This is a genomic window from Rhodococcus sp. MT28 (assembly GCF_058792695.1).
Window position 1 is genome coordinate 581,359 of the sequence record NZ_JBXAFD010000003.1, and the last position, 24,830, is coordinate 606,188.

General features: G+C 63.6%; 23 protein-coding genes. 16 read left to right on the top strand and 7 right to left on the bottom strand.

What is annotated here, in order from left to right:
* Nucleotides 1–351: 351 nt before the first annotated feature.
* The 8 genes from AC1Q6C_RS15420 (at nt 352) to AC1Q6C_RS15455 (ending at nt 9,063) form a co-directional block, all read left to right on the top strand.
* Nucleotides 352–942 carry an Rv1476 family membrane protein gene (locus AC1Q6C_RS15420; RefSeq protein WP_021332993.1) on the top strand — a complete coding sequence of 197 codons (591 nt, stop codon included), beginning with the start codon at nt 352–354 and terminating at the stop codon, nt 940–942.
* 451 nt (nt 943–1,393) lie between these two features.
* Nucleotides 1,394–2,941 carry an NlpC/P60 family protein gene (locus tag AC1Q6C_RS15425; RefSeq protein ID WP_007727879.1) on the top strand — a complete coding sequence of 516 codons (1,548 nt, stop codon included), beginning with the start codon at nt 1,394–1,396 and terminating at the stop codon, nt 2,939–2,941.
* A 150-nt stretch (nt 2,942–3,091) separates the two neighbouring features.
* Nucleotides 3,092–4,288, top strand: a complete 1,197-nt coding sequence (locus AC1Q6C_RS15430; RefSeq protein ID WP_003944917.1) for an AAA family ATPase — start codon at nt 3,092–3,094, stop codon at nt 4,286–4,288.
* Nucleotides 4,285–5,277, top strand: a complete 993-nt coding sequence (locus AC1Q6C_RS15435; protein WP_003944991.1) for a DUF58 domain-containing protein — start codon at nt 4,285–4,287, stop codon at nt 5,275–5,277. Before AC1Q6C_RS15430 ends, AC1Q6C_RS15435 begins: the two co-directional genes overlap by 4 nt.
* Entirely contained in the window at nt 5,274–6,254 is a 981-nt protein-coding gene (locus tag AC1Q6C_RS15440; protein ID WP_003944878.1) for a VWA domain-containing protein, read from the top strand. Before AC1Q6C_RS15435 ends, AC1Q6C_RS15440 begins: the two co-directional genes overlap by 4 nt.
* 70 nt (nt 6,255–6,324) lie before the next feature.
* Nucleotides 6,325–7,074: a 3-oxoacyl-ACP reductase FabG1 gene (gene fabG1 / locus AC1Q6C_RS15445; RefSeq protein WP_007727875.1), complete on the top strand. Its 750-nt coding sequence runs from the start codon at nt 6,325–6,327 to the stop codon at nt 7,072–7,074.
* 54 nt (nt 7,075–7,128) lie between these two features.
* A complete protein-coding gene (inhA, locus tag AC1Q6C_RS15450) occupies nt 7,129–7,926 on the top strand; it encodes an NADH-dependent enoyl-ACP reductase InhA (RefSeq protein WP_003944803.1) in 798 nt (265 codons plus the stop codon).
* 84 nt (nt 7,927–8,010) lie between these two features.
* Nucleotides 8,011–9,063 (top strand): ferrochelatase, encoded by a 1,053-nt coding sequence (locus tag AC1Q6C_RS15455; RefSeq protein ID WP_007727874.1) that lies wholly within the window; start codon nt 8,011–8,013, stop codon nt 9,061–9,063.
* Nucleotides 9,064–9,074: 11 nt separating this feature from the next.
* On the opposite strand, the gene AC1Q6C_RS15460 is transcribed toward AC1Q6C_RS15455, so the two are convergent.
* Complete coding sequence (locus tag AC1Q6C_RS15460; protein WP_007727873.1) at nt 9,075–9,683, bottom strand: transcriptional regulator; 609 nt, start codon at nt 9,681–9,683, stop codon at nt 9,075–9,077.
* Between the two features lie 106 nt (nt 9,684–9,789).
* On the bottom strand, nt 9,790–10,131 hold the full coding sequence (locus AC1Q6C_RS15465) for a metallopeptidase family protein (RefSeq protein ID WP_003944783.1): 342 nt from the start codon (nt 10,129–10,131) through the stop codon (nt 9,790–9,792).
* A 77-nt stretch (nt 10,132–10,208) separates the two neighbouring features.
* On the opposite strand from AC1Q6C_RS15465, the gene AC1Q6C_RS15470 reads away from it, so the two are divergent.
* Entirely contained in the window at nt 10,209–10,700 is a 492-nt protein-coding gene (locus AC1Q6C_RS15470) for a hypothetical protein (RefSeq protein WP_230359867.1), read from the top strand.
* Nucleotides 10,701–10,855: 155 nt separating this feature from the next.
* Entirely contained in the window at nt 10,856–12,649 is a 1,794-nt protein-coding gene (locus AC1Q6C_RS15475; protein WP_230359868.1) for an enoyl-CoA hydratase-related protein, read from the top strand.
* On the opposite strand, the gene AC1Q6C_RS15480 is transcribed toward AC1Q6C_RS15475, so the two are convergent.
* The gene (locus AC1Q6C_RS15480; protein WP_058038783.1) at nt 12,639–13,430 is read right to left on the bottom strand and encodes an Rv1486c family protein; all 792 of its coding nucleotides are present in this window, start codon (nt 13,428–13,430) and stop codon (nt 12,639–12,641) included. The genes AC1Q6C_RS15475 and AC1Q6C_RS15480 overlap by 11 nt on opposite strands.
* A gap of 67 nt (nt 13,431–13,497) precedes the next feature.
* Between AC1Q6C_RS15480 and AC1Q6C_RS15485 the strand changes: the two genes are divergently transcribed.
* The 3 genes from AC1Q6C_RS15485 to AC1Q6C_RS15495 are packed head-to-tail and all read left to right on the top strand — an operon-like array spanning nt 13,498 to nt 16,082.
* On the top strand, nt 13,498–14,325 hold the full coding sequence (locus tag AC1Q6C_RS15485; RefSeq protein WP_065455737.1) for a DUF3097 domain-containing protein: 828 nt from the start codon (nt 13,498–13,500) through the stop codon (nt 14,323–14,325).
* Nucleotides 14,326–14,367: 42 nt separating this feature from the next.
* Complete coding sequence (locus AC1Q6C_RS15490; RefSeq protein ID WP_003944877.1) at nt 14,368–14,799, top strand: NfeD family protein; 432 nt, start codon at nt 14,368–14,370, stop codon at nt 14,797–14,799.
* Entirely contained in the window at nt 14,799–16,082 is a 1,284-nt protein-coding gene (locus AC1Q6C_RS15495; protein WP_030536387.1) for an SPFH domain-containing protein, read from the top strand. Before AC1Q6C_RS15490 ends, AC1Q6C_RS15495 begins: the two co-directional genes overlap by 1 nt.
* Before the next feature lie 43 nt (nt 16,083–16,125).
* Here AC1Q6C_RS15495 and AC1Q6C_RS15500 read toward each other — a convergent pair whose 3' ends face one another.
* Genes AC1Q6C_RS15500 through AC1Q6C_RS15510 form a run of 3 tightly spaced genes read right to left on the bottom strand, consistent with a single transcriptional unit; the run spans nt 16,126 to nt 18,050 of the window.
* The gene (locus AC1Q6C_RS15500) at nt 16,126–16,659 is read right to left on the bottom strand and encodes a hypothetical protein (RefSeq protein ID WP_492666685.1); all 534 of its coding nucleotides are present in this window, start codon (nt 16,657–16,659) and stop codon (nt 16,126–16,128) included.
* A gap of 55 nt (nt 16,660–16,714) precedes the next feature.
* Nucleotides 16,715–17,311 carry a hypothetical protein gene (locus tag AC1Q6C_RS15505; RefSeq protein WP_151098057.1) on the bottom strand — a complete coding sequence of 199 codons (597 nt, stop codon included), beginning with the start codon at nt 17,309–17,311 and terminating at the stop codon, nt 16,715–16,717.
* Nucleotides 17,312–17,342: 31 nt separating this feature from the next.
* Entirely contained in the window at nt 17,343–18,050 is a 708-nt protein-coding gene (locus tag AC1Q6C_RS15510; RefSeq protein WP_058038785.1) for a TVP38/TMEM64 family protein, read from the bottom strand.
* Nucleotides 18,051–18,473: 423 nt separating this feature from the next.
* Here AC1Q6C_RS15510 and mutA point away from each other — a divergent pair, with 423 nt between their 5' ends.
* From mutA to meaB, 3 genes are read left to right on the top strand one after another with little or no spacing between them, the layout of a single operon-like run.
* On the top strand, nt 18,474–20,369 hold the full coding sequence (gene mutA, locus AC1Q6C_RS15515; protein ID WP_050656504.1) for a methylmalonyl-CoA mutase small subunit: 1,896 nt from the start codon (nt 18,474–18,476) through the stop codon (nt 20,367–20,369).
* Nucleotides 20,366–22,618, top strand: coding sequence for a methylmalonyl-CoA mutase (scpA, locus tag AC1Q6C_RS15520; RefSeq protein ID WP_042449118.1), 2,253 nt, complete (start codon nt 20,366–20,368; stop codon nt 22,616–22,618). The genes mutA and scpA overlap by 4 nt, the downstream gene beginning before the upstream one ends.
* A 17-nt stretch (nt 22,619–22,635) precedes the next feature.
* The gene (gene meaB / locus AC1Q6C_RS15525; protein WP_003945003.1) at nt 22,636–23,628 is read left to right on the top strand and encodes a methylmalonyl Co-A mutase-associated GTPase MeaB; all 993 of its coding nucleotides are present in this window, start codon (nt 22,636–22,638) and stop codon (nt 23,626–23,628) included.
* A 62-nt stretch (nt 23,629–23,690) separates the two neighbouring features.
* Here the strand turns inward: meaB and AC1Q6C_RS15530 are convergent, their stop codons facing one another.
* Nucleotides 23,691–24,638, bottom strand: a complete 948-nt coding sequence (locus AC1Q6C_RS15530) for a sulfite exporter TauE/SafE family protein (RefSeq protein WP_007727818.1) — start codon at nt 24,636–24,638, stop codon at nt 23,691–23,693.
* Nucleotides 24,639–24,830 lie beyond the last annotated feature (192 nt).

Sequence of the window (24,830 nt, forward strand, 5' to 3'; positions counted from 1 at the left end):
AGTTCGCGTGAGAACTGTCCGAACATCGGAGCTGCAGTAGAACCTGTCCTGACCGGTGGTACCTCTTGGTCCAAGTCTAACAGTACGCTTGTCCTGTGAGAATTCAGGGCAAGTTGACCGAAACAATCTTCATGCAGACTGCGGGCCTGCGCAACGCAGGCTTGGCTGGGTGACCGCACCCACAGCTACCGCTCGGGCGGCACGCGCGGCGGTTGTGTGTGACGCCTGGTGGCAGTCGACCTGAAGTAGGGTGCATGCAGGCCCGTCGCGGGTCGGCCGCCGAAAAACGACCTCGGAAGAACTCCCCGCATCTCAGCGGTGGACGGAATCCGAACAGCACCCGGATGAGAGATGTCTGCTCCTACAAATCACGCTTTTGCGCCTGTGCACGTGAAGTCCCCGTTGCACGTCGCTGTTCCGTCGGACGTCGATCTCGACGACGTGCTCGCGGACATTTCGACGGACGGCGTCTCCGCCCCCGCGGATGATGTTGCGGGGCTGACCGCGGTGGTGACCGACGCTCGTGAACGTGGTGTCGACTTGAGCGTCGTAGTAGTCGACGCAAATCCGGGCCGGCCGTCCGATCTTCGAGACCTGGCCACGACGGTCGGCAAAACAGAAGGCGGAACGGTTCTCGTTCTGAGCCCTGACTGGATGGGTAGCTACAGCGATTCGATCAGTCGAGTGCAGCTCGAAACTGCACAGGACCGATCTTTCGGCGAAAGCGCAAGCGTGACCGCGGACCGCTTCTCGCACGAGATCGTGGCGCCAGGTCCGCCGTGGACGCTTTACACGGTCCTTGTCATCGCAGTGGTGGCGGTTATTGCCGGAATTACCTTTGCCGTCAAGTGGCGGCGAGAGCCAGAAAACGCGCAAACCAGACATATCGCCTCGACTTCGGAAACACCAGCACCATCCGACCACCGGGCCGATTCCGTCTGACCTTGGTCCTTTTGCGAGATTTTCAGTAACTCGTCGAAAACAGGTACTCACTGCTGTTTGCGGTGAGTACCTGCCCTTTTTGGTGCCTGCATGCCATTCGACCAGCTCAAATACCGTTTGTGTTATTTGTGGCTAAAGTTTCCAAAGAACGCTTGAGTGTCGTACGGTACAACTGGCACTTTTTGGGGAAGAAGTGTCGCAGACAGGCTGATGTTGTTCGACGCGTACTTGTCGGTTGCCTCGTTCTCGAGGTGTCGACGGTGGCGTTCGTACGGCACGTCCAGGTCGACGAGCAGCTCTCGGGCTGTGGGCGACCGGTGCTTGGTCTGCGCATTCCCTCCCCGCACGGATCGGCGACCCAGCGGGCCGTGGCGTTACACGCGAGGGAGAGTTATTTGTGAGGCAAGTAACACGTGGCGGCGAGTCCCGTCGTGGTCCTTCCCGTAAATCGATGCGCCTGGCGCAACTGGTCATCGGATTCGGCGTCGTCGGATCCCTGATCGTCGGGACGCCGGCCATGTCCTCGGCCGTACCGCCACCGCCGCCGAATCCGAGTGACTCGGATATCGCCGCGGCAGATTCGCAGGTCTCGTCGAGCGTCGGCACCGTCAGCGCGCTCATCAATCAAGTCGCATCGGCAAACGAACAGTTGTCAGCACTCGACAACGAAGTTGCGATCAAGCGTGAAGACGTCAACAAGACTCTCGTGGATCTGCAGAACGCTCGCGGCGCCGCAGACTCCGCAGCGCAGGCCGTCGGAGTCACGAAACAAGCTCTGAAGGACGCGTCGACGCAGATCGAGGTCGCTCAGACGGACTTCGACAAGTACGCACGCTCGAGCTACGTCAAGGGCACCAATACTGCGTCGATCTCGTCGTTCCTCGACGCCAAGGGTCCTGGCGACGTTCTCGACCGCGCCCAGGTCCTCAAGCTTCTCGCCAATACGCAGAGTGCAGTGCTCGACGGTCTCCAGCGAGCACGTACCGAGCAGGCGAACAAGGATTCCGCGACCCGCCAGGCCAAGCAGCAGGCCGATGCCGCCGCCGAGGTCGCCGCGCAGCTGAAGGATCTGGCGGAGCAAGCGATTCAGATCGCGCGCAACGCTCTCGATCAGCAGGTAGCCAAGAAGGCCGCGATCGAAGCCGAGCGCAACTCTGCCCAGGCTCAGCTCGACGCCGCCCGCAACGCCGTCGCCGGCTTGCAGGGTCAACGCCAGGCATACGCGACCTGGGACGAACAGCGCCGTGCCGAGGAAGCTCATCAGAAGGCTCTCGAAGCCGCTGCCAAGGAAGCGGCCGCTCAGGCCGCCGCCCGTGCCGCAGCCGACCAGGCAGCCAAGGATCGAGCTGCCGCACTGGCAGCGGCCCAGCGTCCGCACACCGCGGTCGAAGACCCGACTCCGACCGTCATCCCGGACGACGACGACACCTGGACTGACGAAGAAACAGGGACCGACGAGGAAACAGGCACGGACGAAGAGACCGGCACCGACGAGGAAACGGTCACGACGCCCAAGCCCACCACCCCGAAGCCGACGACGCCGAAACCCACCACTCCGAAGCCTTCCGTCACCGGAAGCGCTGCAATCGAATCCGTCATCGACCGCGGAATGTCTCAGCTAGGCGTGCAGTATGCCTGGGGCGGCGGCGACGAGAACGGTCCGACGCGAGGCATCCGTGACGGCGGCGTCGCTGACAGTTACGGCGACTTCAACAAGGTCGGGTTCGACTGCTCCGGCTTGATGATTTATGCCTTTGCCGGCATCGGGATCTCGCTGCCGCACTACACCGGCTATCAGTACACCGCGGGCACGCAGGTTCCGTCTTCGGAGATGAAGCGCGGCGACATGATCTTCTACGGCCCCAACGCCAGCCAACACGTGGCGCTCTACCTCGGTAACGGTCAGATGCTCGAGGCACCACAATCCGGTTCGAGTGTCATGGTCTCACCGGTTCGGTGGGGCGGAATGACGCCGTACGCCGTCCGTCTTGTGTCCTGACCGTCAGAGGAAATGCCGCTGACACCCGCATTGTCAGGGAAGTATCAAGTTCCCGACGTGGTGTTACGGCATCGAGCGCAACTACCTGGAATAGTTGACGGGGAACACGTTACTGTCGGTACTTTTCTAGGTGAAAGCGATGGATTCTTGGTGACCTCACGTGAAGATTCGGTCGGAACGGTCGACGTAAGCAAGGCGAGTGGAAGTGCGGACGGAGCAGCACCTTCCCTGGCAGCCGACGTTCAGACCTTGGAACGAGCGATTTACGAGGTCAAGCGAGTCATCGTCGGGCAGGACCGGCTTGTCGAGCGCATTCTCGTCGGACTTCTCGCCAAGGGGCACGTCCTCCTCGAAGGCGTACCCGGTGTCGCCAAGACGCTGGCCGTCGAGACTTTCGCGAAGGTCGTCGGCGGTTCGTTCTCCCGCGTCCAGTTCACCCCGGACTTGGTGCCCACCGACCTGATCGGCACGCGCATCTACCGTCAGGGCCGCGAGGAGTTCGACACCGAACTCGGCCCCGTCGTCGCCAACTTCGTGTTGGCCGACGAGATCAACCGTGCCCCGGCCAAGGTGCAGTCCGCGCTCCTCGAGGTGATGGCAGAACGCCACGTCTCGATCGGTGGCAAGCGGTACCACATGCCCGATCCGTTCCTGGTGATGGCGACGCAGAACCCCATCGAGAACGAGGGCGTCTATCCGCTCCCCGAAGCGCAGCGCGACCGCTTCCTGTTCAAGATCCTCGTCGATTACCCGACAGTGGAGGAAGAACGCGAAATCGTCTACCGGATGGGCGTCGCGGCTCCGGAGCCGCACCAGATCCTCGGTCCGGAGGAGTTGGTCAGGCTCCAACGCGTCGCCAGCAACGTCTTCGTTCACCACGCGCTCGTCGATTACGTTGTCCGGGTCATCGCCGCTACGCGTACGCCGCGTGAGGTCGGACTCGAGGACGTCGCCGGCTGGATCGCGTACGGCGCCTCACCCCGCGCGACGCTCGGCATCATCGCCGCGTCGCGAGCTCTCGCTCTCGTCCGCGGGCGCGACTACGTAGTGCCGCAGGACGTCATCGAGGTGATCCCGGACGTGTTGCGTCACCGCCTCGTTCTTTCCTACGACGCCATGGCCGACGAGGTGACTCCCGACGCCGTCATCGCCCGGGTGCTGCAGACCGTCGGACTGCCGCAGATCGCCGCGCGGCCGGTTCCTACCGTTCCCGGTCCGCCCCAGCAGGGCGCACCGCAGGCACCGCAGTTCAACGCACCGGGCACAGCTAACCCACAGGGCACAGCTAATCCGCAGGGCAACGGCGCGCCGATCGCGACCGCTGAGACGATGAGTCGCCCGCAGTGACCGAAGGCCGCGACGGTGGCCAGGCGACACCCGCCGGATCCACCGGTTCTCCGCCGTCGTTCCGATCCGGCGAGCTCAGCGACCCGAAACTCACCGCTGCGCTGCGCACCCTCGAGCTGACGGTTCGCCGTCGCCTTGACGGTGTGCTGCACGGCGATCATCTCGGCCTGATTCCCGGTCCGGGTTCGGAGCCGGGAGATGCCCGCGAGTATCAGCCGGGCGACGACGTGCGGCAGATGGACTGGTCCGTCACCGCACGGACGACGCACCCACACGTGCGTCAGTCGGTCGCAGATCGTGAGCTCGAGACGTGGCTCGTCATCGACTTGTCCGCAAGTCTCGACTTCGGGACCGCCGGATGCGAGAAGCGCGACCTGGTCGTCGCCGCAGCCGCGGCGATCACTCACCTGACCAGTTCGGGCGGTAACCGCGTCGGCGCCATCATCTCGACCGGCGCACAGACAACTCGAATTCCGGCCCGCGGTGGGCGAATTCACGCACAGGCGATGCTCCGCAAGATCGCGACGACTCCGCACGCGCCGGACGGGGTACGCGGTGATCTGGTCGGCGCGATCGAAGCGCTCAGACGCCCACAGCGTCGGCGCGGACTGGCGGTGGTCATCAGTGACTTCCTCGGACCGATCGACTGGGAACGCTCGCTGCGCGCCATTTCAGGACGGCACGACGTGCTCGGTGTCGAAGTGGTCGATCCGCGAGACCTCGAACTGCCCGACGTGGGCGACGTGGTGCTCCACGATCCCGAGTCCGGCCGGACCAGAGAATTCACCACGACGCCGCAATTGCGCGCCGACTTCGCCAGAGTCGCCGCCGAGCACCGCGTCGAGGTCAGGCAAGCTCTACGTCGTTGCGGCGCACCGCTCATGTCCCTGCACACCGATCGGGACTGGATCGCCGACGTCGTGAGATTCATCTCGGCACGCCGACACAGTTATGGTGCCGGCGCCGGAACTGGGGGCGTTCGTTCGTGAGTCTTTCTCAATTCACCGCGCCGTGGTGGCTGCTGTTCCTCGCTGTCATCGCCGCGTTGGTGGTCGGTTACGTACTCGTGCAGAAGCAGCGAGCCAAGCACACACTTCGGTTCACGAACTTCGCACTGTTGGAGAAGGTCGCGCCTTCGCGGCCCGGGCGGTGGCGTCATATTCCGGCGATTCTGATGGTCATCGCATTGGTGTTCTTCACCGTCGCCCTTGCCGGTCCGACGGCAGACAAGAAGGTCCCGCGAAACCGCGCCACGGTGATCCTCGTGATCGACGTGTCGCTGTCGATGCAGGCCACCGACGTCGAGCCGACGCGATTGGCAGCAGCGCAGGAAGCTGCCAAGTCGTTCGCCGACGGTCTGACTCCCGGCATCAACCTCGGGTTGGTCGCATTTGCCGGAACGGCTTCGGTTCTGGTGTCGCCCACCACGAATCGTGACGCGACGAAGGTCGCCATCGACAACCTCAAGCTCAGTGAGCGAACGGCGACGGGCGAAGCGATCTTCACCTCGTTGCAGTCGATCGACACGCTGTCGGCTGTTCTCGGCGGCAGCGATCAGGCGCCACCGGCGCGCATCGTGTTGCTGTCCGACGGTAAGCAGACCGTTCCCGAAAACTCGGACGATCCGCGGGGCGGATTCACCGCTGCCCGTCAGGCCAAGGACAAGGGCGTTCCGATCTCGACCATTTCCTTCGGAACGACATACGGGCGAGTCGAGATCGAAGGAGACCGAATCCCCGTCCCGGTCGACGACGCGTCATTGAAGGAGATCGCCAACCTTTCCGGCGGAAGTTTCTTCACGGCATCGAGCCTCGAAGAACTGCGCCAGGTGTACGACACGCTCGAAGAGCAGATCGGTTTCGAGACGACACGAGGAGACGCGAGTCGACCGTGGTTGGTCCTCGGCGTCGTGTTCGCGACCGCTGGTCTGACGATTGCCCTGGTACGCAGGCAGCGTCTGCCCTGATCGAGAGCAGTTCCGAATTGTCCAAATACCGCCGGTACGCGGCCCGCAGAGAATTGATAGGTTGATCGCCATGTCTACCCCTCCCACGACAGTGGTTTCCGAACGGACCGTCACCACACCTCGCTCGGTGCTCGTCACCGGCGGTAACCGCGGAATCGGCTTGGCCGTCGCTCAGCGGCTCGCCGCAGACGGCCACAAGGTAGCCGTCACGCACCGCGGTTCCGGTGTCCCCGAAGGGTTGTTCGGCGTCGTGTGCGACGTCACCGACACCGAGTCGATCGACCGTGCGTTCAAAGAGGTCGAAGCGCACCAGGGGCCGGTCGAGGTCATCGTCGCCAATGCCGGCGTCACCGACGACACACTGATCATGCGAATGAGCGAAGAGCAGTTCACGAGCGTCGTCGACGCGAACCTCACCGGTACGTTCCGCCTCTCGAAACGTGCGACCCGGTCGATGCTGCGCGCGCGTTTCGGACGGTTCATCTTCCTCGGCTCTGTGGTGGGTCTGGCAGGACAAGCCGGCCAGGTCAACTACGCCGCGTCCAAAGCAGGCATCGTCGGTATCGCTCGTTCCCTGACAAGGGAACTCGGCTCACGTTCGATCACCGCCAACGTCGTCGCTCCCGGGTTCATCGAGACCGACATGACGGCAGCACTGGGCGACGACGTCAAGGACAAGGCCACCGAGTTCATCCCGTTGCAGCGGACCGGAAAGCCGGAAGATGTTGCAGCAGTTGTCAGTTTCCTCGCCTCCGACGATTCGGCCTACGTCTCGGGTGCGGTCATCCCCGTCGACGGTGGACTCGGCATGGGGCACTGACCCGCTTTTCGCACACACACCTTTCTCGTACGTCTGAAATCAGGAGGACATCTCATGGGCGGCTTGCTCGAGGGTAAGACCATTCTTGTCACCGGCATCATCACCGATTCGTCGATCGCGTTCCACGTGGCCAAGGTCGCGCAGGAGCAGGGCGCAAAGGTACTGATCACCGGATTCGATCGTCTGCGCCTCATCGACCGCATCGCCCAGCGCCTGCCGCAGCCCGTGCCGCCGGCAATCTCGCTCAACGTCCAGAGCTCGGAGGATCTCGCCTCTCTCGCCGAGCGTGTGCGCGAGCTGGCTCCCGAGGGTATCGACGGCGTCGTCCACTCGATCGGCTTCGCTCCCCGCTCCTGCCTGGGAAGCCCGTTCATGGACGCGCCGTGGGAAGACGTGGCGGTCGCACTCGAGGTGTCCGCCTACTCGTACAGCGCACTGGCCAAGGCCTTGCTGCCGGTGCTCAACGACAACGCGTCCATCGTCGGTATGGACTTCGATCCGGCACGCGCAATGCCCTTCTACAACTGGATGGGTGTCTCCAAGGCAACCCTCGAGGCCGTCAATCGGTACGTGGCCAAAGAGGTCGGCGTCCGCGGCATCCGCTCGAACCTGGTGTCCTCCGGCCCGATCAAGACCCTGGCCGCCAAGGCCATTGCCGGCGACAGCACCGGTCCGGGCGCGGAGTTGGACAAGCTGAACACCGCCTGGGACGGTGCTGCGCCCATCGGCTGGGACGTCGACGATCGCGAGCCGGTCGCCAAAACGGTCTGCACCGTTCTCTCGGATTGGTTGCCCGGCACGACCGCGTCGATCATCTACGTCGACGGCGGCTTCCACGCGATGGTCGGCTAGTAACACCCCTTCTACTACGCAGGTGAGTACCCGGGTGACTCCCGCCGAACGGCATCGCGCAAGATTGAACTCATGACCGTAAGTATGGACATGCAGTTCGATGCTCTTCTCGTTTTGTCGTTCGGCGGTCCCGAAAAACCCGAAGACGTACGGCCGTTCCTCGAAAACGTCACGCGCGGTAGGGGAGTGCCACCGGAGCGGCTCGACGCCGTTGTCGAGCACTACATGCATTTCGGTGGAGTTTCGCCCATCAACGCGCTCAACCGAGACCTGATCGAACGGGTCGAAGGTGAGCTGGCAGCAGCCGGCGTGGATTTGCCCGTGTACTTCGGCAACCGCAACTGGCACCCGATGGTCGAAGACACCGTTGCCAAGATGCGCGAGGACGGTGTCCGCAACGCCGCCGTGTTCGCCACGTCGGCGTGGGGTGGTTACTCCGGATGTCGGCAGTACCACGAGGACATCGCCCGTGCCCGTGAGGCGGTCGGTGACGGCGCACCGACGCTGACAAAACTTCGCCAGTACTACGACCATCCGCTGGTCGTAGGCGCGTTCGCCGACGGTGTGCGCGCGGCCCGCGCAGAGTTGCCCGAAGCGACTCGCGATACTGCGCGCCTGGTGTTCACCGCGCATTCGGTACCGAGTGCCGCAGACCGCAATGCAGGGCCGCCGGCAGAGGGCGGAAACCTCTACAGTCGACAGGTCGCCGAGGCCGCGAAGTTGGTTGCCGAGGCCGTCGGCGTCGAGGATTTCGATCTGGTGTGGCAGTCGCGATCAGGCCCGCCGCAGGTTCCGTGGCTGGACCCCGACATCTGTGATCACCTGGATACGTTGTCCGCCAAGGATGTTCGCGCCGTGATCGTGTGCCCCGTCGGTTTCGTCTCCGATCACCTCGAAGTGGTGTGGGACCTGGACACCGAGGCCAAGGACAAGGCAGCCGAACTCGGGATGGATTTCGTTCGGGCAGCAACGCCCGGCCGCGATCAGCGTTTTGCGCAGCTGGTGCCCACGCTCGTTCGGGAACTGGCCGAGGCCGAGCAGCCACTGCGACTGGGGGTCGAGCCGCTGCTCGGCTCGACCACCAACGGTCTCTCGTGTGCGGTCAATTGCTGCGCGGCCGTTCAGCGTCCCCGCTGACGGTCCGGCGCTCAGGTGTTCGGATGCTTGAGCTTTCCGCAGGGCCCGGGAACGGTGGACGTGCTGCGCGAGGTGAGGAGCGTCTCGACGATCTGTCGATCCTCGGGGCTCAGTGACGGATCTATGTAGTTGAGTTCGGGCGCGCCCAGTTCGCGGACTCGCCCGGCGAGGGTCGCGACAAACGAGACGCGTTCTTCGTCGTCGTCGTTGACGTCGTGGATCTGCAGCACCGACACCGGAAACTTGCGCAGCGTCACAGGCAGGAAGCGGGCGCCGAGCACATGGTCGACGTTGAATCCCGCCCACTGCCCCTGGTTGGCCTCCACGCATTCGGCATCGGAGTGAATTGCGCTCTCGCCGATGTACTTACGTGCGGGCAGCATCTTCTTGGGGGCAAGTTCGGATGCGCCCTGCTGAAGGACGGGAAAGTCGCCGTCCGAGTACAACCAAGGCTGGTTGGCCATCTTGATCAACCGACCGGCGTCCAGATCCGGGAGATAGCGAGACTTGAGGAGAAACGCGACGCTGTCGACCGAGATGCCCAGCAGTTCTGCGGCCTTCTGTCGGCTCATCGCGAACGTCGGGGCATTCTTCGGGGCGATCTGGATCAAATTGACCATGCGAACTCCTGTAAGTGTTCAATTGTTGCGGGCTTGGTACAGCTGACATGACAATTCGCCGATTATCAACCTCTAGCTGATTTCCGACTTGTAGATGAGTCGGTTGTCACCATCCGAGTTCACGCAACCGGGGATCTCCGATCCCGAAGTGGTGGCCGATCTCGTGGATCACGGTTCGGCGAACTTGCTCGATCACCTCGTCTTCGGTGCTGCAGATCGCACAGATGGCCCTGCGGTAGATCGTGATGCGATCGGGAAGGACGCCGGCGTACGTGGTGGTTCTCTTGGTCAGTGGGATGCCCTGATACAGCCCGAGTAGCCCCGGTCGTCCACCTTCGAGTTGAACGGTCACTGCGACATTGGCCATCTCCGCACCCAATTTCGGTGGCAGGCTGTCGAGCGCCCGCTTGACCATGTCCTCGAACTGGCTGTCGTCCACGTCGATCATCTGCCCATTGTGCGTGCGGGGGCGGGACCCGGGTGTGTCCATGTGGAAACAGTGCAGCTTACGGCTATGTTCATTGCGTGGCCGAAGACCTCTATCACCGTTACGAATTCACATTCATCGTTCAGATGCTGACAGTCTCGCAAGAGCAGGCGATCGAAGAGAGCTTGGGCGGAAGGGTCGAGGACCGACGCGGGCTGCAGCTGCTGACGCTCACCTCGGAAGGTATGCGAGCGGCGACAACGGCTATCACCGTGGTGGACCAGTTGGTGGCTGCAGGCGTGCGTCCCCGGCGGACACATCCCGATCTGGTGTCACGTCAGGACATTGCCGACCGTGCGGGGGTGACGCGGCAAGCTGTCGGGCAGTGGGTGCGAGGGGTCCGGCAGGCGGCTACGCCTTTCCCGATTCCGTACAACTCGGTTGCCGGGGGGATCTGGTTCTGGGGCGACGTCCTGGATTGGTTGCGCCGTCAGGGGTACAGCCAGGACACCGGTTTGCGCTACCCGACGCTGGATGAACATATTCGCATCGACCGCCATATCGCGATCAATCACAAGACTGTGGGTTGATCGATCAAACGGTTTGCTTGAAAATAGCTATTGAAACAAACCGACGGTAGGTATAAAGTCCCTAAATACCTCAATCAATCTATCGGTGCGTCGGTCCTGCTCTGGGGGGGAGTCTGGTCTGCGCTGCAGATACCCGAGCATGCGAGCAGGAATTCATGGTTTCGACCCCCGAAGTACGACCGATGCCCAAATCGGCCGCGCTCACGACTTCTGTGGCTATTTCCAGCGATGTAGCAACGGCTAAGCTACGTGAAGGTGTATCGGGCAGGGGCCGTCTGCGAGCGGCGACGGCGGCGCTGTTCCGGCGCTCACGCCCACGTACGACCTTCGCGCCACCGTTGAGCGTGCTTCTTCTCGTCTCCTCCGACAACGGTCTCTCGCAGCGGGCCGGTCTTGTTCTTCGCGAGGCGGGACACCAAGTCCGTACAGCCGTCGTCGCCGACGCGGACGCAGTGCTGGCCGCGACTTCTTCGGGAGATTTTGACCTCGTCATCTGCCCGTTCTTGAAAGCCTATGTCCCGGAATCTGTTTGGCAGCGGTGGACAACGATCATCATCCATCCCGGCCCGCCCGGAGATCGCGGGCCGTCGTCGCTGGACTGGGCGATAACGGATGGCGAACCGATCTGGGGTGTCACGGCATTGCAGGCCGCTGAGGAACTCGATGCCGGGCCGGTGTGGGCGTGGCGGACGTTCGAACTCCGGAACGGGGCAACCAAATCCTCGGTATACAACGAGGAAGTCACCGACGCGGCGATGGAGTGCATTGGAGAGGTCGTCGAACATTTCCGTACTCCTGACTTCCAGCCGATCCCATCGGACCGAGTTGCGCGGCCCGTGGCTTCGACCCGATCGCGGCCGAGCATGAAACAGGCCGATCGCGTTTTCAGCTGGGAGGAAGACGCGTCGAGCATCGTCCGCGCCGTCAACGCCGCCGACGGGTTTCCCGGCGTCGCCGTTCAGTTGGGGCTCGACCGGGTCTACGTCTACGACGCTCACCTCGATACCCACGTCGATGCAGCGCCCGGCACCATCGTCGAGTACTTCCACCAGGCAATACGTGTTGCCACCGGTGCGGGCTCCGTTTGGATCGGACATGCGCGGCTCGTCGGCGCCGGCAATGTCAAACTTCCGTCGACAACGGTCGTACGTCCGGACGTGTTCGTTCCACAGGTCTGGGAGAGTCGTTACCCCGAGACCGACTATCACCGCGACGGCGAAATCGGATATATCTCGTTCCGCTTCTACAACGGTGCGATGAGTACGAAGCAATGCGCGCGACTGGCCTCCAGGCTCCGCTGGGCGATCGCGCAGGACACCAAGATCCTTGTCCTGACGAGTGACTACGACAGATTCAGCAACGGTATCCACCTCAACGTCATCGAGGCCGCGTCGGATCAAGCCGGAGAAGCGTGGGCCAACATCAAAGCCATCAACGAGATCGCGAAAGCGATCGTCACCTGTACGGAACAGGTTGTGGTGGCGGCATTCACAGGCAACGCCGGTGCCGGCGGGGTCATGCTCCCGCTTGGAGCCGACGTAGTCGTGGCCAGGGACGGTGTGGTTCTCAATCCTCATTACGCCACGATGGGCCTGTTCGGCTCGGAACTGCACACGTACACACTTCCGGCTCGGGTCGGCGAGGAGCAGGCCCGCAGTCTGCTGGCCGAGTGCAGTGCGATCGGCATCCGTCGAGCCTTGGAGATCGGACTTGTCGACGCGATCGGCCCCAGGCGGCCGGATCTGTTCGAGGCGTGGTTGCGCGAGGTCGCCACCGACTTGCTCGAAGGAGATCGGCTGGAATCGATGCTGGAGCGCAAACGTCTTCGACTGGAACGTGATCCGGTGGAGCCCTACGAGGAGCGTGAGCTCGAAGAGATGAAGATCGACATGTTCGGTGACCGCAACGGGTTTGCCGAGAAACGCCGGAACTTCGTGCTCAAGCTCTGATCGACACGCTGTTCGCCGACGCGACACGGGCAGTGCGAACAACGTCCCACAGTCGTCGCAGCAGGTCGTCACGCCTCTGCGCAGTGGACACGCTCGGGGCCTGATTGGTCGATATCGACGCAGCCACGGTGAGAATGGCTGCCACGTTGTCGGCGGTGTCGATCACCTGTAAATGCCGAGGTGACAGTGTCGACGGCCAGCGGTGTCCGGCCTGGGCCTGCAGGGCTTCGGCGACCAGCGTACGAGCGTCGTTTCCAGGCATTCCGGTGGCTACGGTCGGAAGCCCGCCGAGCACCTCGGCTGCGTCCCGAACAGCTTGGCGCAGTTCGTATTCGGCTTCGCGGAGTCCGATCGATTCGGCGCTGCCCGCCACAGTGGGAATGGAGAAGACCGTCCATCGCAGGACGTCCGGGCCTTCCTTCGACGGCACGAGTCCGACTCCCGGCTTGCCGACGGCGCCGATCTGTAACCCTTCACCCGTTGCGATCGCAGCGCGCGCGAACTCGGTCCCGGTGGGCAGACCACGTACATCACCGGCCGTAGGAAGGACCAGGCGGACCTCGGCAGCCTCCGAGCGCGCGATTCTGAGCAGGGTGGGCACACCGGAAGCCGTGACTCCCGGCCATTCGAGATCGTGGCGGACCGCGGTTTCCGCATCGGCGGCGCCGATCAGGTGCATGGGTGCCCACGCGGCAAGGGCGTCGATGACGTCGTCCGGCGCAGCGTCGCCGGCGAGCCATGACGCTGCCCACACGGTGAGGGTTGCGCTGGGAGAACTCATGACCGTGAAGTTTAGTTCGGCGTGGCGACATGCGCGGCCCCGGCGTTGTGACCTAGCGTGATCCGGCGTGAGCGGTGGCAACGGATACGGTGACATTTTTGCGGGTCATACCCGCAAACAGAAGCGCGTGACGCCTGAAGTGGCGGCCGAGCGTGATCTTGTCGTCGAGGATGCGGCGACGGGATTCTGCGGTGCGGTAGTCGGTTTCGAGCGCACGTACGACGGCGATTTCGTGCGACTCGAGGACGGTCGTTCCCGAACGCGGTTGTTCGCGATGCGCGAGGCGGCCTTCCTCATCGACGGCTCACCGGTCACCCTCGTACGCCCGGCCCCCAAGCCCGTGTCCACCAAACCCGCACGGTCGGCTTCGGGTTCGACGCGAGTCGAAGGCTTACGCGCCCGCACGGCACTGCCCAGCCGGATCTGGGTGGAGGGAGTACACGATGCTGCCCTCGTCGAGCGGGTGTGGGGTCACGATCTTCGCGTCGAAGGTGTTGTCGTCGAACATCTCGAAGGACTCGACAATCTGGGGGAGCGGCTTGCCGAATTCGGGCCTGGTCCCGGCCGCCGCGTCGGGGTCCTGGTCGACCACCTGGTCACCGGTTCCAAGGAAACCCAACTGACTCAGGGCCTCGGCCCGGACGTGTTGGTGACCGGGCACCCGTACATCGACGTGTGGGAGGCCGTTCGTCCCAAATCTGTCGGAATCGCCTCCTGGCCGAAGATTCCACGCGGCGAGGATTGGAAGACGGGAATCTGCCGCGAACTGGGCTGGGGGACACCTCAGGAGGGCTGGCGGCGGGTCTACAACTCGGTCGAGAGCTTCCGCGATCTGGAAGCTCCTTTGATCGGTGCAGTCGAACAACTTGTAGATTTCGTTACCGAGCCGAACTGACGTAGCGGCGGCCTGGGTCACACATTCTGGTTAGATGGTGTTGTGGCTGCACTTATTTGGCTGATCGGAGCACTGGTGCTCGCCGGGGCCGAAGCGCTGGTGGGGGATTTCTTCCTGCTGATGCTCGCCGGTGGGGCGCTCGCTACTGCCGGTGTCAGTGCTGTCACCGACTTCCCGGTGTGGGTCGACGCCGTCATGTTCGGAGTGTTCTCCGCCGCCCTCGTCCTGGGCGTGCGACCGATCATGTTGCGTCGCTTCGGTAGTCCGCCGCCGACCCCGACCGGAATACAGGCACTCGAAGGTAAGCACGCTCTGGTTCTGGAAGAAGTGGGCGAGCATTCCGGGCAGGTCAAGTTGGACGGCGAGGTGTGGACTGCCAGGCCGTACGACACCACCGAGGTGTACCCGCCGGGTACCAAGGTGACGGTGATGGAAATCAACGGCGCAACAGCAGTCGTCTGGAGGGGACCTTAATGGCAGCACTCATAGTGCTCGGTGTGTTGGTGCTATTCGTGATCTTGGTGGTCGCGAAGTCGGTAGCACTGGTACCGCAGGCAGAAGCCGCGGTGATCGAGCGGCTCGGTAGGTATTCGAAGACGGTGTCCGGGCAGCTCACGTTCTTGATCCCGTTCGCCGATCGTGTGCGCGCCAAGGTGGATCTTCGTGAGCGGGTGGTCTCCTTCCCACCGCAGCCGGTGATCACCCAGGACAACCTGACACTGTCCATCGACACGGTGGTGTACTTCCAGGTCACCAATCCGCAAGCTGCGGTGTACGAGATCAGCAACTACATCGCTGCCGTCGAGCAGTTGGCAACCACCACGCTGCGAAACGTCGTCGGCGGAATGACCCTCGAAGAGACGCTGACCTCGCGTGATTCCATCAACGGTCAGCTTCGTGGTGTCCTCGACGAGGCGACTGGTCGCTGGGGCCTGCGAGTGGCCCGCGTCGAGCTCAAGAGCATCGATCCGCCGCCCTCGATCCAGGAGTCGATGGAAAAGCAGATGAAGGCGGACCGCGAGAAGCGCGCGATGATTCTGACGGCTGAAGGTCACCGCGAATCCGCTATCAAGACCGCCGAGGGTGCCAAGCAGAGCCAGATTCTTTCTGCCGAGGGAAACAAGCAGGCCTCGATCCTGAACGCCGAGGGTGAGCGTCAGTCCCAGATCCTTCGCGCTCAAGGTGACCGCGCGGCCAAGTACTTGCAGGCTCAAGGCGAGGCCAAGGCCATCGAGAAGGTTTTTGCTGCAATCAAGTCCGGTAAGCCGACTCCGGAATTGCTTGCATACCAGTATCTTCAGACGTTGCCGCAGATGGCGCAAGGCGATGCGAACAAGGTGTGGCTCGTACCCAGCGACTTCGGTGACGCGCTGAAGGGATTTGCCAAAACGCTTGGCGCGCAAGGGCAGGATGGCGTTTTCCGGTACGAGCCGCCGGCCGCCGAAGAGAATCTTCCCAATCCTGAGGACGATTCAGCCGAGGTGGCGGAGTGGTTCGAGACCAAATCCGATCCGGCTATCGCGGAAGCAGTGCGCGCTGCTGAAGTTGCTGCACGCACACCGGTCGAAGACCCGGCAGCTGCGGTCAGGCACCGCCGTGAGAGTGCGCCCGAGCAGCCTGGATTCGTAGATCCCGCGTTGCCACAGCAGGGCGAAAATCCTTGGCCGGGTCAGTTGCCGCTGCCGCCCGAGCGTGAAGATTTCCAGCAGAAGTACCCGTACCAGGGGCAGCCGCCCGAGGGTGGCCAGCGCCAGTAGACGCCTCTCGTAGCGAACGTTGATCGGGACGGGCACTCATCACCTACGTGATGAGTGCCCGTCCCGTTCCGCATACGGCGATCGCCCAGAGGACACTGACGAAGGTTCCCATGATGAACTGCTCGGACGCATGAGGTTCGCGAAGTTCCGGGTACCGCGCGAGCCCCTTGACTGCCAAGACGATCGCGATGCCTTCCGGCCAGGTTGCGAGAATCGATGCCGCCACCGCGAGCCGTTCGAGGATGCCGATCACACGTCCGCCGCGAAGAGGTCCGGCGTCCGGTGCCGGGCTCCCGTCCGGTTGGCGACGAGCGATCTTGAAGGTGGCAAGTACCAACGGTGCACCGGCCGTGGCGGCGGCAAGTACGCACAGGACAAGCGTCGCCCCGAGAGCGAAACCGGTGACCGGGGTCGTTCGGGTCGATGCCAGTGCGGCAACACCCAGCGCCGGAAGAGCCACCACGGACGACGCCCATTCGGGGACTTCCAGTCGACCACGACTGAGCGGTCCCAGTGCCGCTGCAACTGCTGGTGCCGCGGCGGCGACGGCGAGCGCGATCAACGCCAGAAGGACCATGTATTCGAGCCCCCTGCTGTGTCGACGAGTTTGTACCGGTGCGAGCGTGAGCAGTCTAGGGCTGGAGTCTGACCAAAAGTCGTTCTGCGAGTCTGCGCCCGGCGAGTTCTGCGTGCCACCCGGCTGTCAGGAGTCGCTTGGACATGGCCTGTTTGGTGATTCCGAGGTGGGCCGCTGCGCTGACCTGAGTGAGTCCGCTGTCCATCAGGGCGATGGCTTCGCGTCCGTCCTTCGTCTGTCTCGTGACGATCGTTCCGAGCAAGGTGAACGCGGCATCGACATCTGCGGCGAGTTCGTCGCGTGAGCTGTCCGCCGGCGCCTGTTCGACGGCAATTCTGGCCGGAGCTCGCTTGGCTCGCTCGACGGCGATCCGAGCAGCTTCGAATGCCGGTCCGCGTCCGGCCCGGGTCTGCCGTGGGAGAGGCTGCTCGACGGGACCGATCCCGATCCCGACACTCCAGTGCTCGCGCCGAATCAGCTCGAGTGCGACGAGGACGAGTGGCGCCGGATCGTCGGTCACCGCTTGAATCTCGTCGCCCGCTGTGCGCTCGAACGGCCGCAGGAGCCTGCGATCGGCCATGTCGTCGATGATGTCCCCGACGCGGTCGACATCGCGTCGGCTACCTCGCTGATCCACTGTCAGTACGAACATTAGTCAATGCTAGATAGTTGACTTTCAATAGTCAATCGTTTTGGGTTGACTCAATCAAATCAACCTCTTGAGGTTGACCGTTGTCAACGATGGTTTCGCCCGGTGAAGGCTGACGGCGAGCGTCGAACACCAGACCGGCGATGCCGATCGCAATGCAGATCCCGGACAGAATCAGGAGACGAGGATCGGCTTCGCCGGAGAGCGCATCGCCCAGAACGACAATCCCAACAGTGCCGGGCAAGATGCCGACGACGGTGGCAAGGATGTAGGGCACGATCCGGATCGACGAAATGCCGCAGCAGTAGTTCACCACCGAGAACGGGACGAACGCGATCAAGCGCAGAGACCCGACGGCCAGCCACCCCCGCTTTTCGATCCGCTCGTCCACCCGCCGGATCGTCGGACTCGAAATCCGTTGCCACACGACGTCGCGGCCGATCGCGCGGACAAGGTAGAGGGCCAGAACGGCGCTCACAGTCGTTGCCGCCACAGTAAGGGCGATGCCGGTTGCCGAGCCGAAGAGAACCCCAGCGCTGAGCGTGAAGACGGTGCGCGGGAACGGTGCGACGGTGACTATCGAATGAACCAGGAAGAACACGAGGGGAAACGCCGGGCCAACCGAGTCCGCCCACTCGCGTACCTGAGACACCGTGGGATGTGGGGCGAGGAGGGCTGCGAGGAACAAAGCGAGCACTACCAGGACTATTGCGATCAATCTTCGGTCCAGCAGGCGTCCCATCACAGGTCACAAGGCTACCTGCGAACGGTGAACCAGGCCGACTGCCGACCCGCAATCGCGAGTCGAACATCGCCACGGGGGCAGCAAAGCGACGTGCTCCAGGCGACAATGAAACGGCGCTGTGACGAAAACCACTAGGCTTTCGGAGCGGCCTTCACCTGCAGTCCCGGCCAGTGAAACGAACTCGCGGGTAACCCGCAAACATGCTGAACAATCGCTAGGTAAGGGCCGGTTACACGTGCACGAACGACCGAATCCGCACGTCGCCCGGCCGGTCGGAAAGTGGCCACGAACAGCCCTGTGAAGAACATGACGTGATCCTCACGATATCTGGGCTCAACCGCGGGTTAGCATCACAGAACTAACGAACAAATCCGATTATCGGTAAAGCGCTCACGCAAAAAATGAGAGGGAGCGGACACAGTGTCATTAGCTTCAGAAGCCGAGGCTGTCGAGCAGGCGTACGCGGAGTGGCAGCGCTCCGTAGCCGGTGTGCTCGCCAAGTCCCGCAGAGTCGACGCGGCAGAACTGGGCCCCGAGCCACAGAAACTGCTCGAAACCGTCACCTACGACGGTGTCACTGTCGCACCGCTCTACAGCCCACGCGACGAGCGTCCCGAGCAGAGCTTGCCGGGCACTTTTCCGTACGTGCGTGGCGTCGACGCTCACCGTGATGTCAATGCCGGTTGGTTGGTTTCCGCTGCTTTCGGAACCGCCTCGGCGGCCGAGACCAATCGCGCCATCCTGGACGCCCTCGAAAACGGAGTCAGCGCACTCTGGTTGAAGGTGGGCGCCGACGGCGTTCCGGTCACCGACCTCGCCGCTGCGCTCGAGGGCGTGCTTCTCGACCTCGCACCGCTCACGCTCGATGCAGGCGCAGCGACAAACGATGCAGCCCGAGCACTCTTCTCTCTCCTCGATGCTCGCGGCGAAGCCGGCGACGGTGTCAGCGATCGCAGCAGTATCCGAGTTCACCTCGGTGCAGCGCCGCTGACCAGTTCGTTCTCCGGCGCAGCCGACGTCGAACTTGCAGGCGCAGTCGAGTTGGCCGCCCTCGCCGCAGCTCGTGCGGAAACCGTGCACGCGATCACCGTGGACGGCACGGCCTTTCACAACGCGGGTGCCGGGGATGCCGAAGAACTCGGAGCCGCAATCGCCGCCGGCCTCGAGTACCTCCGTGCACTCACCGCCCAGAGCGGCCTGACCATCGGTGCTGCGTTGTCGCAGTTGGCTTTCCGCTACGCGGCAACCGACGATCAGTTCCAGACCATCGCGAAGTTCCGCGCCGCACGTCTCGTATGGGCACGCATCGCCCAGGTCTGCGGAGCTTCCGATTTCGGTGGAGCGCCGCAGCACGCAGTCACCTCCGCCGCGATGATGGCTCAGCGTGATCCCTGGGTGAACATGCTGCGCACGACCCTCGCCGCATTCGGCGCCGGCGTCGGCGGAGCAGATGCAGTGACAGTTCTTCCGTTCGACGTCGCACTGGCCGACGGCACCCTCGGCGTCAGCAAGTCCTTCTCCTCGCGCATCGCGCGCAACACACAGCTGCTCCTGCTCGAGGAGTCGCACCTGGGCCGTGTCCTCGATCCGTCGGCCGGGTCTTGGTACGTCGAGGACCTGACACAGCAGATCGCCGCCACCGCGTGGGAGTTCTTCCAGGAAATCGAAGCAGCCGGCGGATATCTGGCGGCACTCGAAGCGGGAATCGTCTCCGGTCGCATCGCCGCTACCAAGGCCAAGCGCGACTCCGACATCGCACACCGCAAGACCACGGTCACCGGTGTCAACGAGTTCCCGAACCTCGGCGAAACGCCGCTGTCCGCCGAAGCCGTCGAGCCCGGCCAGTCCGTCGCCCGCTACGCAGCTGCATTCGAAGCGCTTCGTGACCGTTCGGACGCGTTCCTCGCCGCCGGCGGCGCCCGTCCCACTGCGCTTCTCGCGCCGCTGGGCTCGGTTGCAGAACACAACGTGCGCACCACGTTTGCGTCCAACCTGCTCGCTTCGGGTGGTATCGATGCAGTCAACCCCGGCCCGCTCGAGGTGGGCGCCGAGGCCATCTCCGCTGCAGTCAAGGCTTCCGGTGCCACCGTCGCCGTGCTGTGCGGCACGGACAAGCGCTACGGCGAGAGCGCCGCAGCGGCCGTCGCCGAACTTCGCGCCGCCGGCATCACCAAGGTGCTGCTCGCAGGACCGGAGAAGGCAGTCGCCGACGCGACCGGCGATTCTCGCCCGGACGGATTCCTCACCGCCCGCATCGACGCAGTGTCGGCTCTGACCGAACTGCTCGACTTCATCGAGACGGGAAGCTCCAAGTGACGACACGAGAGGTCAAGCACGTGATCGGCAGTTTCGCCGAGGTCCCACTCGAGGACCCGCAGTCTCCGGCACCCACACCGCCGTCGGTCGAGCAGGCCCAGGCGCTCATCGAAGAGGGCGCCAACGCCAACAACTACGCCGCCGAGCAGGTTGTCTGGTCCACCCCCGAAGGCATCGACGTCAAGCCGGTGTACACCGGTGCGGACCGCACGGCCGCCGCCGAGTCGGGTTACCCGCTCGACAGCTTCCCAGGCGCAGCGCCGTTCCTGCGTGGTCCGTACCCGACCATGTACGTGAACCAGCCGTGGACGATTCGCCAGTACGCCGGATTCTCCACTGCCGCGGAGTCGAATGCGTTCTACCGTCGTAACCTCGCGGCCGGTCAGAAGGGCCTCTCGGTCGCCTTCGACCTCGCCACACACCGCGGCTACGACTCCGATCATCCTCGCGTTGCCGGTGACGTCGGAATGGCCGGTGTCGCAATCGATTCCATCCTCGACATGCGACAGCTCTTCGACGGAATCGACCTCTCGCAGGTGTCGGTCTCGATGACGATGAACGGCGCCGTGCTGCCGATTCTCGCGCTGTACGTCGCTGCGGCAGGCGAGCAAGGTGTCACTCCGGACAAGCTGGCCGGAACGATCCAGAACGACATCCTCAAAGAGTTCATGGTTCGTAACACCTACATCTATCCGCCGAAGCCCTCGATGCGGATCATCTCGGACATCTTCGCGTACTCCAGCGCGGAAATGCCGAAGTACAACTCCATCTCGATCTCGGGCTACCACATCCAGGAAGCCGGAGCGACGGCCGATCTGGAACTGGCGTACACCCTCGCCGACGGCGTCGAGTACATCCGCGCCGGCCTCGACGCCGGTATGGACATCGACAAGTTCGCACCTCGCCTGTCCTTCTTCTGGGCCATCGGCATGAACTTCTTCATGGAGGTCGCCAAGCTCCGCGCCGGACGCCTCCTGTGGGCCGAGCTTGTCGCCAAGTTCGATCCCAAGAGCGCGAAGTCTCTCTCGCTGCGTACCCACTCGCAGACCTCCGGCTGGTCCCTGACCGCGCAGGACGTCTTCAACAACGTTCCGCGTACCTGCGTCGAAGCCATGGCTGCCACCCAGGGCCACACTCAGTCCTTGCACACCAACGCACTCGACGAAGCGATCGCATTGCCGACGGACTTCTCCGCCCGCATCGCCCGTAACACCCAGTTGCTGCTGCAGCAGGAATCCGGCACCGTGCGTCCCATCGACCCGTGGGGTGGCTCGTACTACGTCGAGTGGCTCACCAACGAACTCGCCAACCGGGCTCGTAAGCACATCGAAGAGGTCGAGGAAGCCGGCGGAATGGCTCAGGCCATCAACGAAGGCATCCCGAAGCTGCGCATCGAGGAAGCTGCCGCCCGCACCCAGGCACGCATCGACTCCGGTCGGCAGCCGCTCGTCGGCGTCAACAAGTACGTTCCCGACGAGGTCGACACCATCGAAGTTCTCAAGGTCGAGAACTCCAAGGTCCGCAAGGAACAGCTCGAGAAGTTGGTTCGCCTTCGCGCGGAACGTGATCCGGAAGCCGTCGAGGCCGCACTGGCGAACCTCACTCGCGCTGCCGCATCCACCGAAGGCGGCATGGAGAACAACCTCCTCGCCCTCGCTGTCGTCGCCGCCCGCGCGATGGCTACCGTCGGCGAGATTTCCGACGCCCTCGAAAAGGTGTACGGACGCCACCAGGCCGAGATCCGCACCATCAGTGGTGTGTACCGCGACGAGGCAGGAACGGTGAGCAACATCAGCAAGGCGATGGAACTGGTCGAGAAGTTCGCCGATGACGAGGGACGTCGTCCCCGCATCCTCGTCGCGAAGATGGGCCAGGACGGTCACGACCGTGGCCAGAAGGTCATCTCCACCGCCTTCGCGGACATCGGATTCGACGTCGACGTCGGACCGCTGTTCCAGACCCCCGAAGAGGTCGCCAATCAGGCGGCCGACAACGACGTCCACGTAGTCGGTGTGTCGTCGTTGGCCGCCGGTCACCTGACCTTGGTGCCGGCGCTGCGGGAGGCTCTGGCTGCGGCCGGTCGTCCCGACATCATGATCGTCGTCGGCGGCGTCATTCCGCCCGGTGACTTCGACGAACTCTACGAGGCCGGCGCTGCTGCCATCTTCCCGCCCGGCACCGTCATCGCCGACGCTGCCAGCGGATTGTTGGAGAAGCTCTCCGCCCAACTGGGTCACGACAACAGCTGAGAAGGGGGTCACTGAAGATGGCACGTCAGCCCATCGACATTGATTCCCTCGCCGAGGCGGTGCGCGGAAATCAGCGTGCCGGCCTCGCTCGGGCGATCACCCTCGTCGAGTCCACCCGCGACGACCACCGGGCCCTCGCGCAGCAACTTCTACTGAAGTTGCTGCCCGAGGCCGGGGGAGCGCACCGGATCGGCATCACCGGCGTTCCCGGCGTCGGCAAGTCGACCTTCATCGACGCGCTCGGAATGTACTTGCTGGGCAAGGGACATCGGGTTGCGGTGTTGGCGGTCGATCCGTCGTCCACCCGCACCGGCGGCTCGATTCTCGGCGACAAGACACGCATGGCTCGGCTCACCGTCGAACCGAATGCGTACATCCGGCCGTCACCGACGTCCGGCACGCTCGGTGGTGTTGCCAAGGCAACCCGCGAGACCATCGTGCTTCTCGAAGCTGCCGGTTTCGACGTCATCCTGGTGGAAACGGTGGGTGTCGGCCAGTCCGAAGTCACTGTTGCCAACATGGTGGACTGCTTCACGTTCCTGACCCTCGCTCGTACCGGTGATCAGCTCCAGGGCATCAAGAAGGGTGTCCTCGAGCTCGCAGATCTGGTGGCGGTCAACAAGGCCGATGGCAAGCATGAGCGCGAGGCAAAGGGTGCTGCCCGCGAATTGGCCGGAGCGCTTCGCCTGATCTACCCGCACGACGCCATCTGGAAGCCGCCCGTCATCACGATGAGCGGCCTCGAAGGTGTCGGGCTGGACGAGTTCTGGGGAACTGTCACCAAACACCGTGAGGTGCTCACCGAAGCGGGACAGTTCGAGGAGAAGCGTCGCAAGCAACAGGTCGATTGGACCTGGACGATGGTCAACGATCAGCTGCTACGCAGGCTCTCGAGCAACGATCGGGTGCGTGCGATCCGGGCCGACGTCGAGCAGAGCGTGCGTGACGGTTCGCTGACGGCAGCGTTGGCGGCGGGGCGAATTCTCGACGCGTTCGACGGAAGCAACTAGCGCGGAAAGAACGAAATCCCGGGTATCCGAGCGCGGATACCCGGGATTTCTTCTGTGACGAGTTATCGTTCGCGTTTGACTGCAGGCTCGGTGAGTTCGGTCTCGACAGCGAGTTCGACTCCCGTGAAATCGCCTTCTGCCTCGGCCGGGGTGAGCGTGGACCGCTTCCACGCGTAGAACAGCAGCGCTGCCCACGCGCCGAGAATGGTCAGGTAACCGGCCACTGTGACCGCCCCGGTGATGTCGAAGGATTTGAACAGCTTCTGTGCGTTGGTCAACACGATGACGCCGCCCACCGCCGTTCCGAGCAAGGTTGCAGGTACGCGGCTGACCAGCCACGCCGCGAACGGAGCTGCGATGACACCGCCGAGCGCGAGACCGGCGACAACGAGGAGGTTTCCCGCCGACTCACGTCCCAATCCGACAAGGAATCCCAGCGACGCGGCTGACGCGACCAGAAACTCCGAGGCGCTGACCGAGCCGATCACGGTGCGCGGCGCGGTCTTTCCTCGTGAGAGCAGCGTGCTGGTGGTGATCGGACCCCAACCACCACCGCCGGATGCATCGATGAAACCACCGAACAGGCCGAGTGGGGACAGGAAACGTGCAGTGTGCGGGGTGGTACGAGCGTCCGCGACGGCCGGTGGGCGGACCGAAAAGCGTAGTGCCACATAGATACCGATGGCCAGCAGGATCGTCGCCGTGATGGGGACTGCCGCTTCGGTGGACAGACCCGAGAGCACAGTTGCGCCGATGAATGCACCGACTGCGCCGGGCACACCGAGCTTGGCGACGAGCTTCCAGTCGATGTTCTTGAACTTCCAATGCGACACACCCGAAGCGAGGGTGGTGCCGACCTCGGCCAGGTGAACAGCGGCGCTGGCCTGAGCCGGACCGAGGCCACCGATCATCAACAGAGTGGTTGCGGTGACACCGAAGGCCATACCGAGGGCGCCGTCGACGAGCTGGGCGCCGACGCCGACAAGGGTGAACAAAAGAAGGTTGAACATGAGAAGACAGACTCCGAGCGAAGAAGCGACAAAGTCAGGGGTGCAGGCAGCGAGAATCGCCGCTCAGCAACACGCCTGATCGAAGCATGCGCTACGACGAGTGGGCCAGAACGCCATCAATCCGAGCGCAAATGCCGGGGAGGCATCGTGGCTGGAAATCTGCACGTCAGGTCCTTTGTTCTCGTTCGTTGG

Excerpts from the sequence above, each read along its gene's own strand:
- AC1Q6C_RS15420 (WP_021332993.1), top strand. The coding sequence starts at position 352 with ATGTCTGCTCCTACAAATCACGCTTTTGCGCCTGTGCACGTGAAGTCC.
- AC1Q6C_RS15425 (WP_007727879.1), top strand. The coding sequence starts at position 1,394 with ATGCGCCTGGCGCAACTGGTCATCGGATTCGGCGTCGTCGGATCCCTG.
- fabG1 (WP_007727875.1), top strand. The coding sequence starts at position 6,325 with ATGTCTACCCCTCCCACGACAGTGGTTTCCGAACGGACCGTCACCACA.
- inhA (WP_003944803.1), top strand. The coding sequence starts at position 7,129 with ATGGGCGGCTTGCTCGAGGGTAAGACCATTCTTGTCACCGGCATCATC.
- AC1Q6C_RS15455 (WP_007727874.1), top strand. The coding sequence starts at position 8,011 with ATGGACATGCAGTTCGATGCTCTTCTCGTTTTGTCGTTCGGCGGTCCC.
- AC1Q6C_RS15460 (WP_007727873.1), bottom strand. The coding sequence starts at position 9,683 with ATGGTCAATTTGATCCAGATCGCCCCGAAGAATGCCCCGACGTTCGCG.
- AC1Q6C_RS15465 (WP_003944783.1), bottom strand. The coding sequence starts at position 10,131 with ATGATCGACGTGGACGACAGCCAGTTCGAGGACATGGTCAAGCGGGCG.
- AC1Q6C_RS15475 (WP_230359868.1), top strand. The coding sequence starts at position 10,856 with ATGGTTTCGACCCCCGAAGTACGACCGATGCCCAAATCGGCCGCGCTC.
- AC1Q6C_RS15480 (WP_058038783.1), bottom strand. The coding sequence starts at position 13,430 with ATGAGTTCTCCCAGCGCAACCCTCACCGTGTGGGCAGCGTCATGGCTC.
- AC1Q6C_RS15495 (WP_030536387.1), top strand. The coding sequence starts at position 14,799 with ATGGCAGCACTCATAGTGCTCGGTGTGTTGGTGCTATTCGTGATCTTG.
- AC1Q6C_RS15500 (WP_492666685.1), bottom strand. The coding sequence starts at position 16,659 with ATGGTCCTTCTGGCGTTGATCGCGCTCGCCGTCGCCGCCGCGGCACCA.
- AC1Q6C_RS15505 (WP_151098057.1), bottom strand. The coding sequence starts at position 17,311 with ATGTTCGTACTGACAGTGGATCAGCGAGGTAGCCGACGCGATGTCGAC.
- AC1Q6C_RS15510 (WP_058038785.1), bottom strand. The coding sequence starts at position 18,050 with ATGGGACGCCTGCTGGACCGAAGATTGATCGCAATAGTCCTGGTAGTG.
- meaB (WP_003945003.1), top strand. The coding sequence starts at position 22,636 with ATGGCACGTCAGCCCATCGACATTGATTCCCTCGCCGAGGCGGTGCGC.
- AC1Q6C_RS15530 (WP_007727818.1), bottom strand. The coding sequence starts at position 24,638 with ATGTTCAACCTTCTTTTGTTCACCCTTGTCGGCGTCGGCGCCCAGCTC.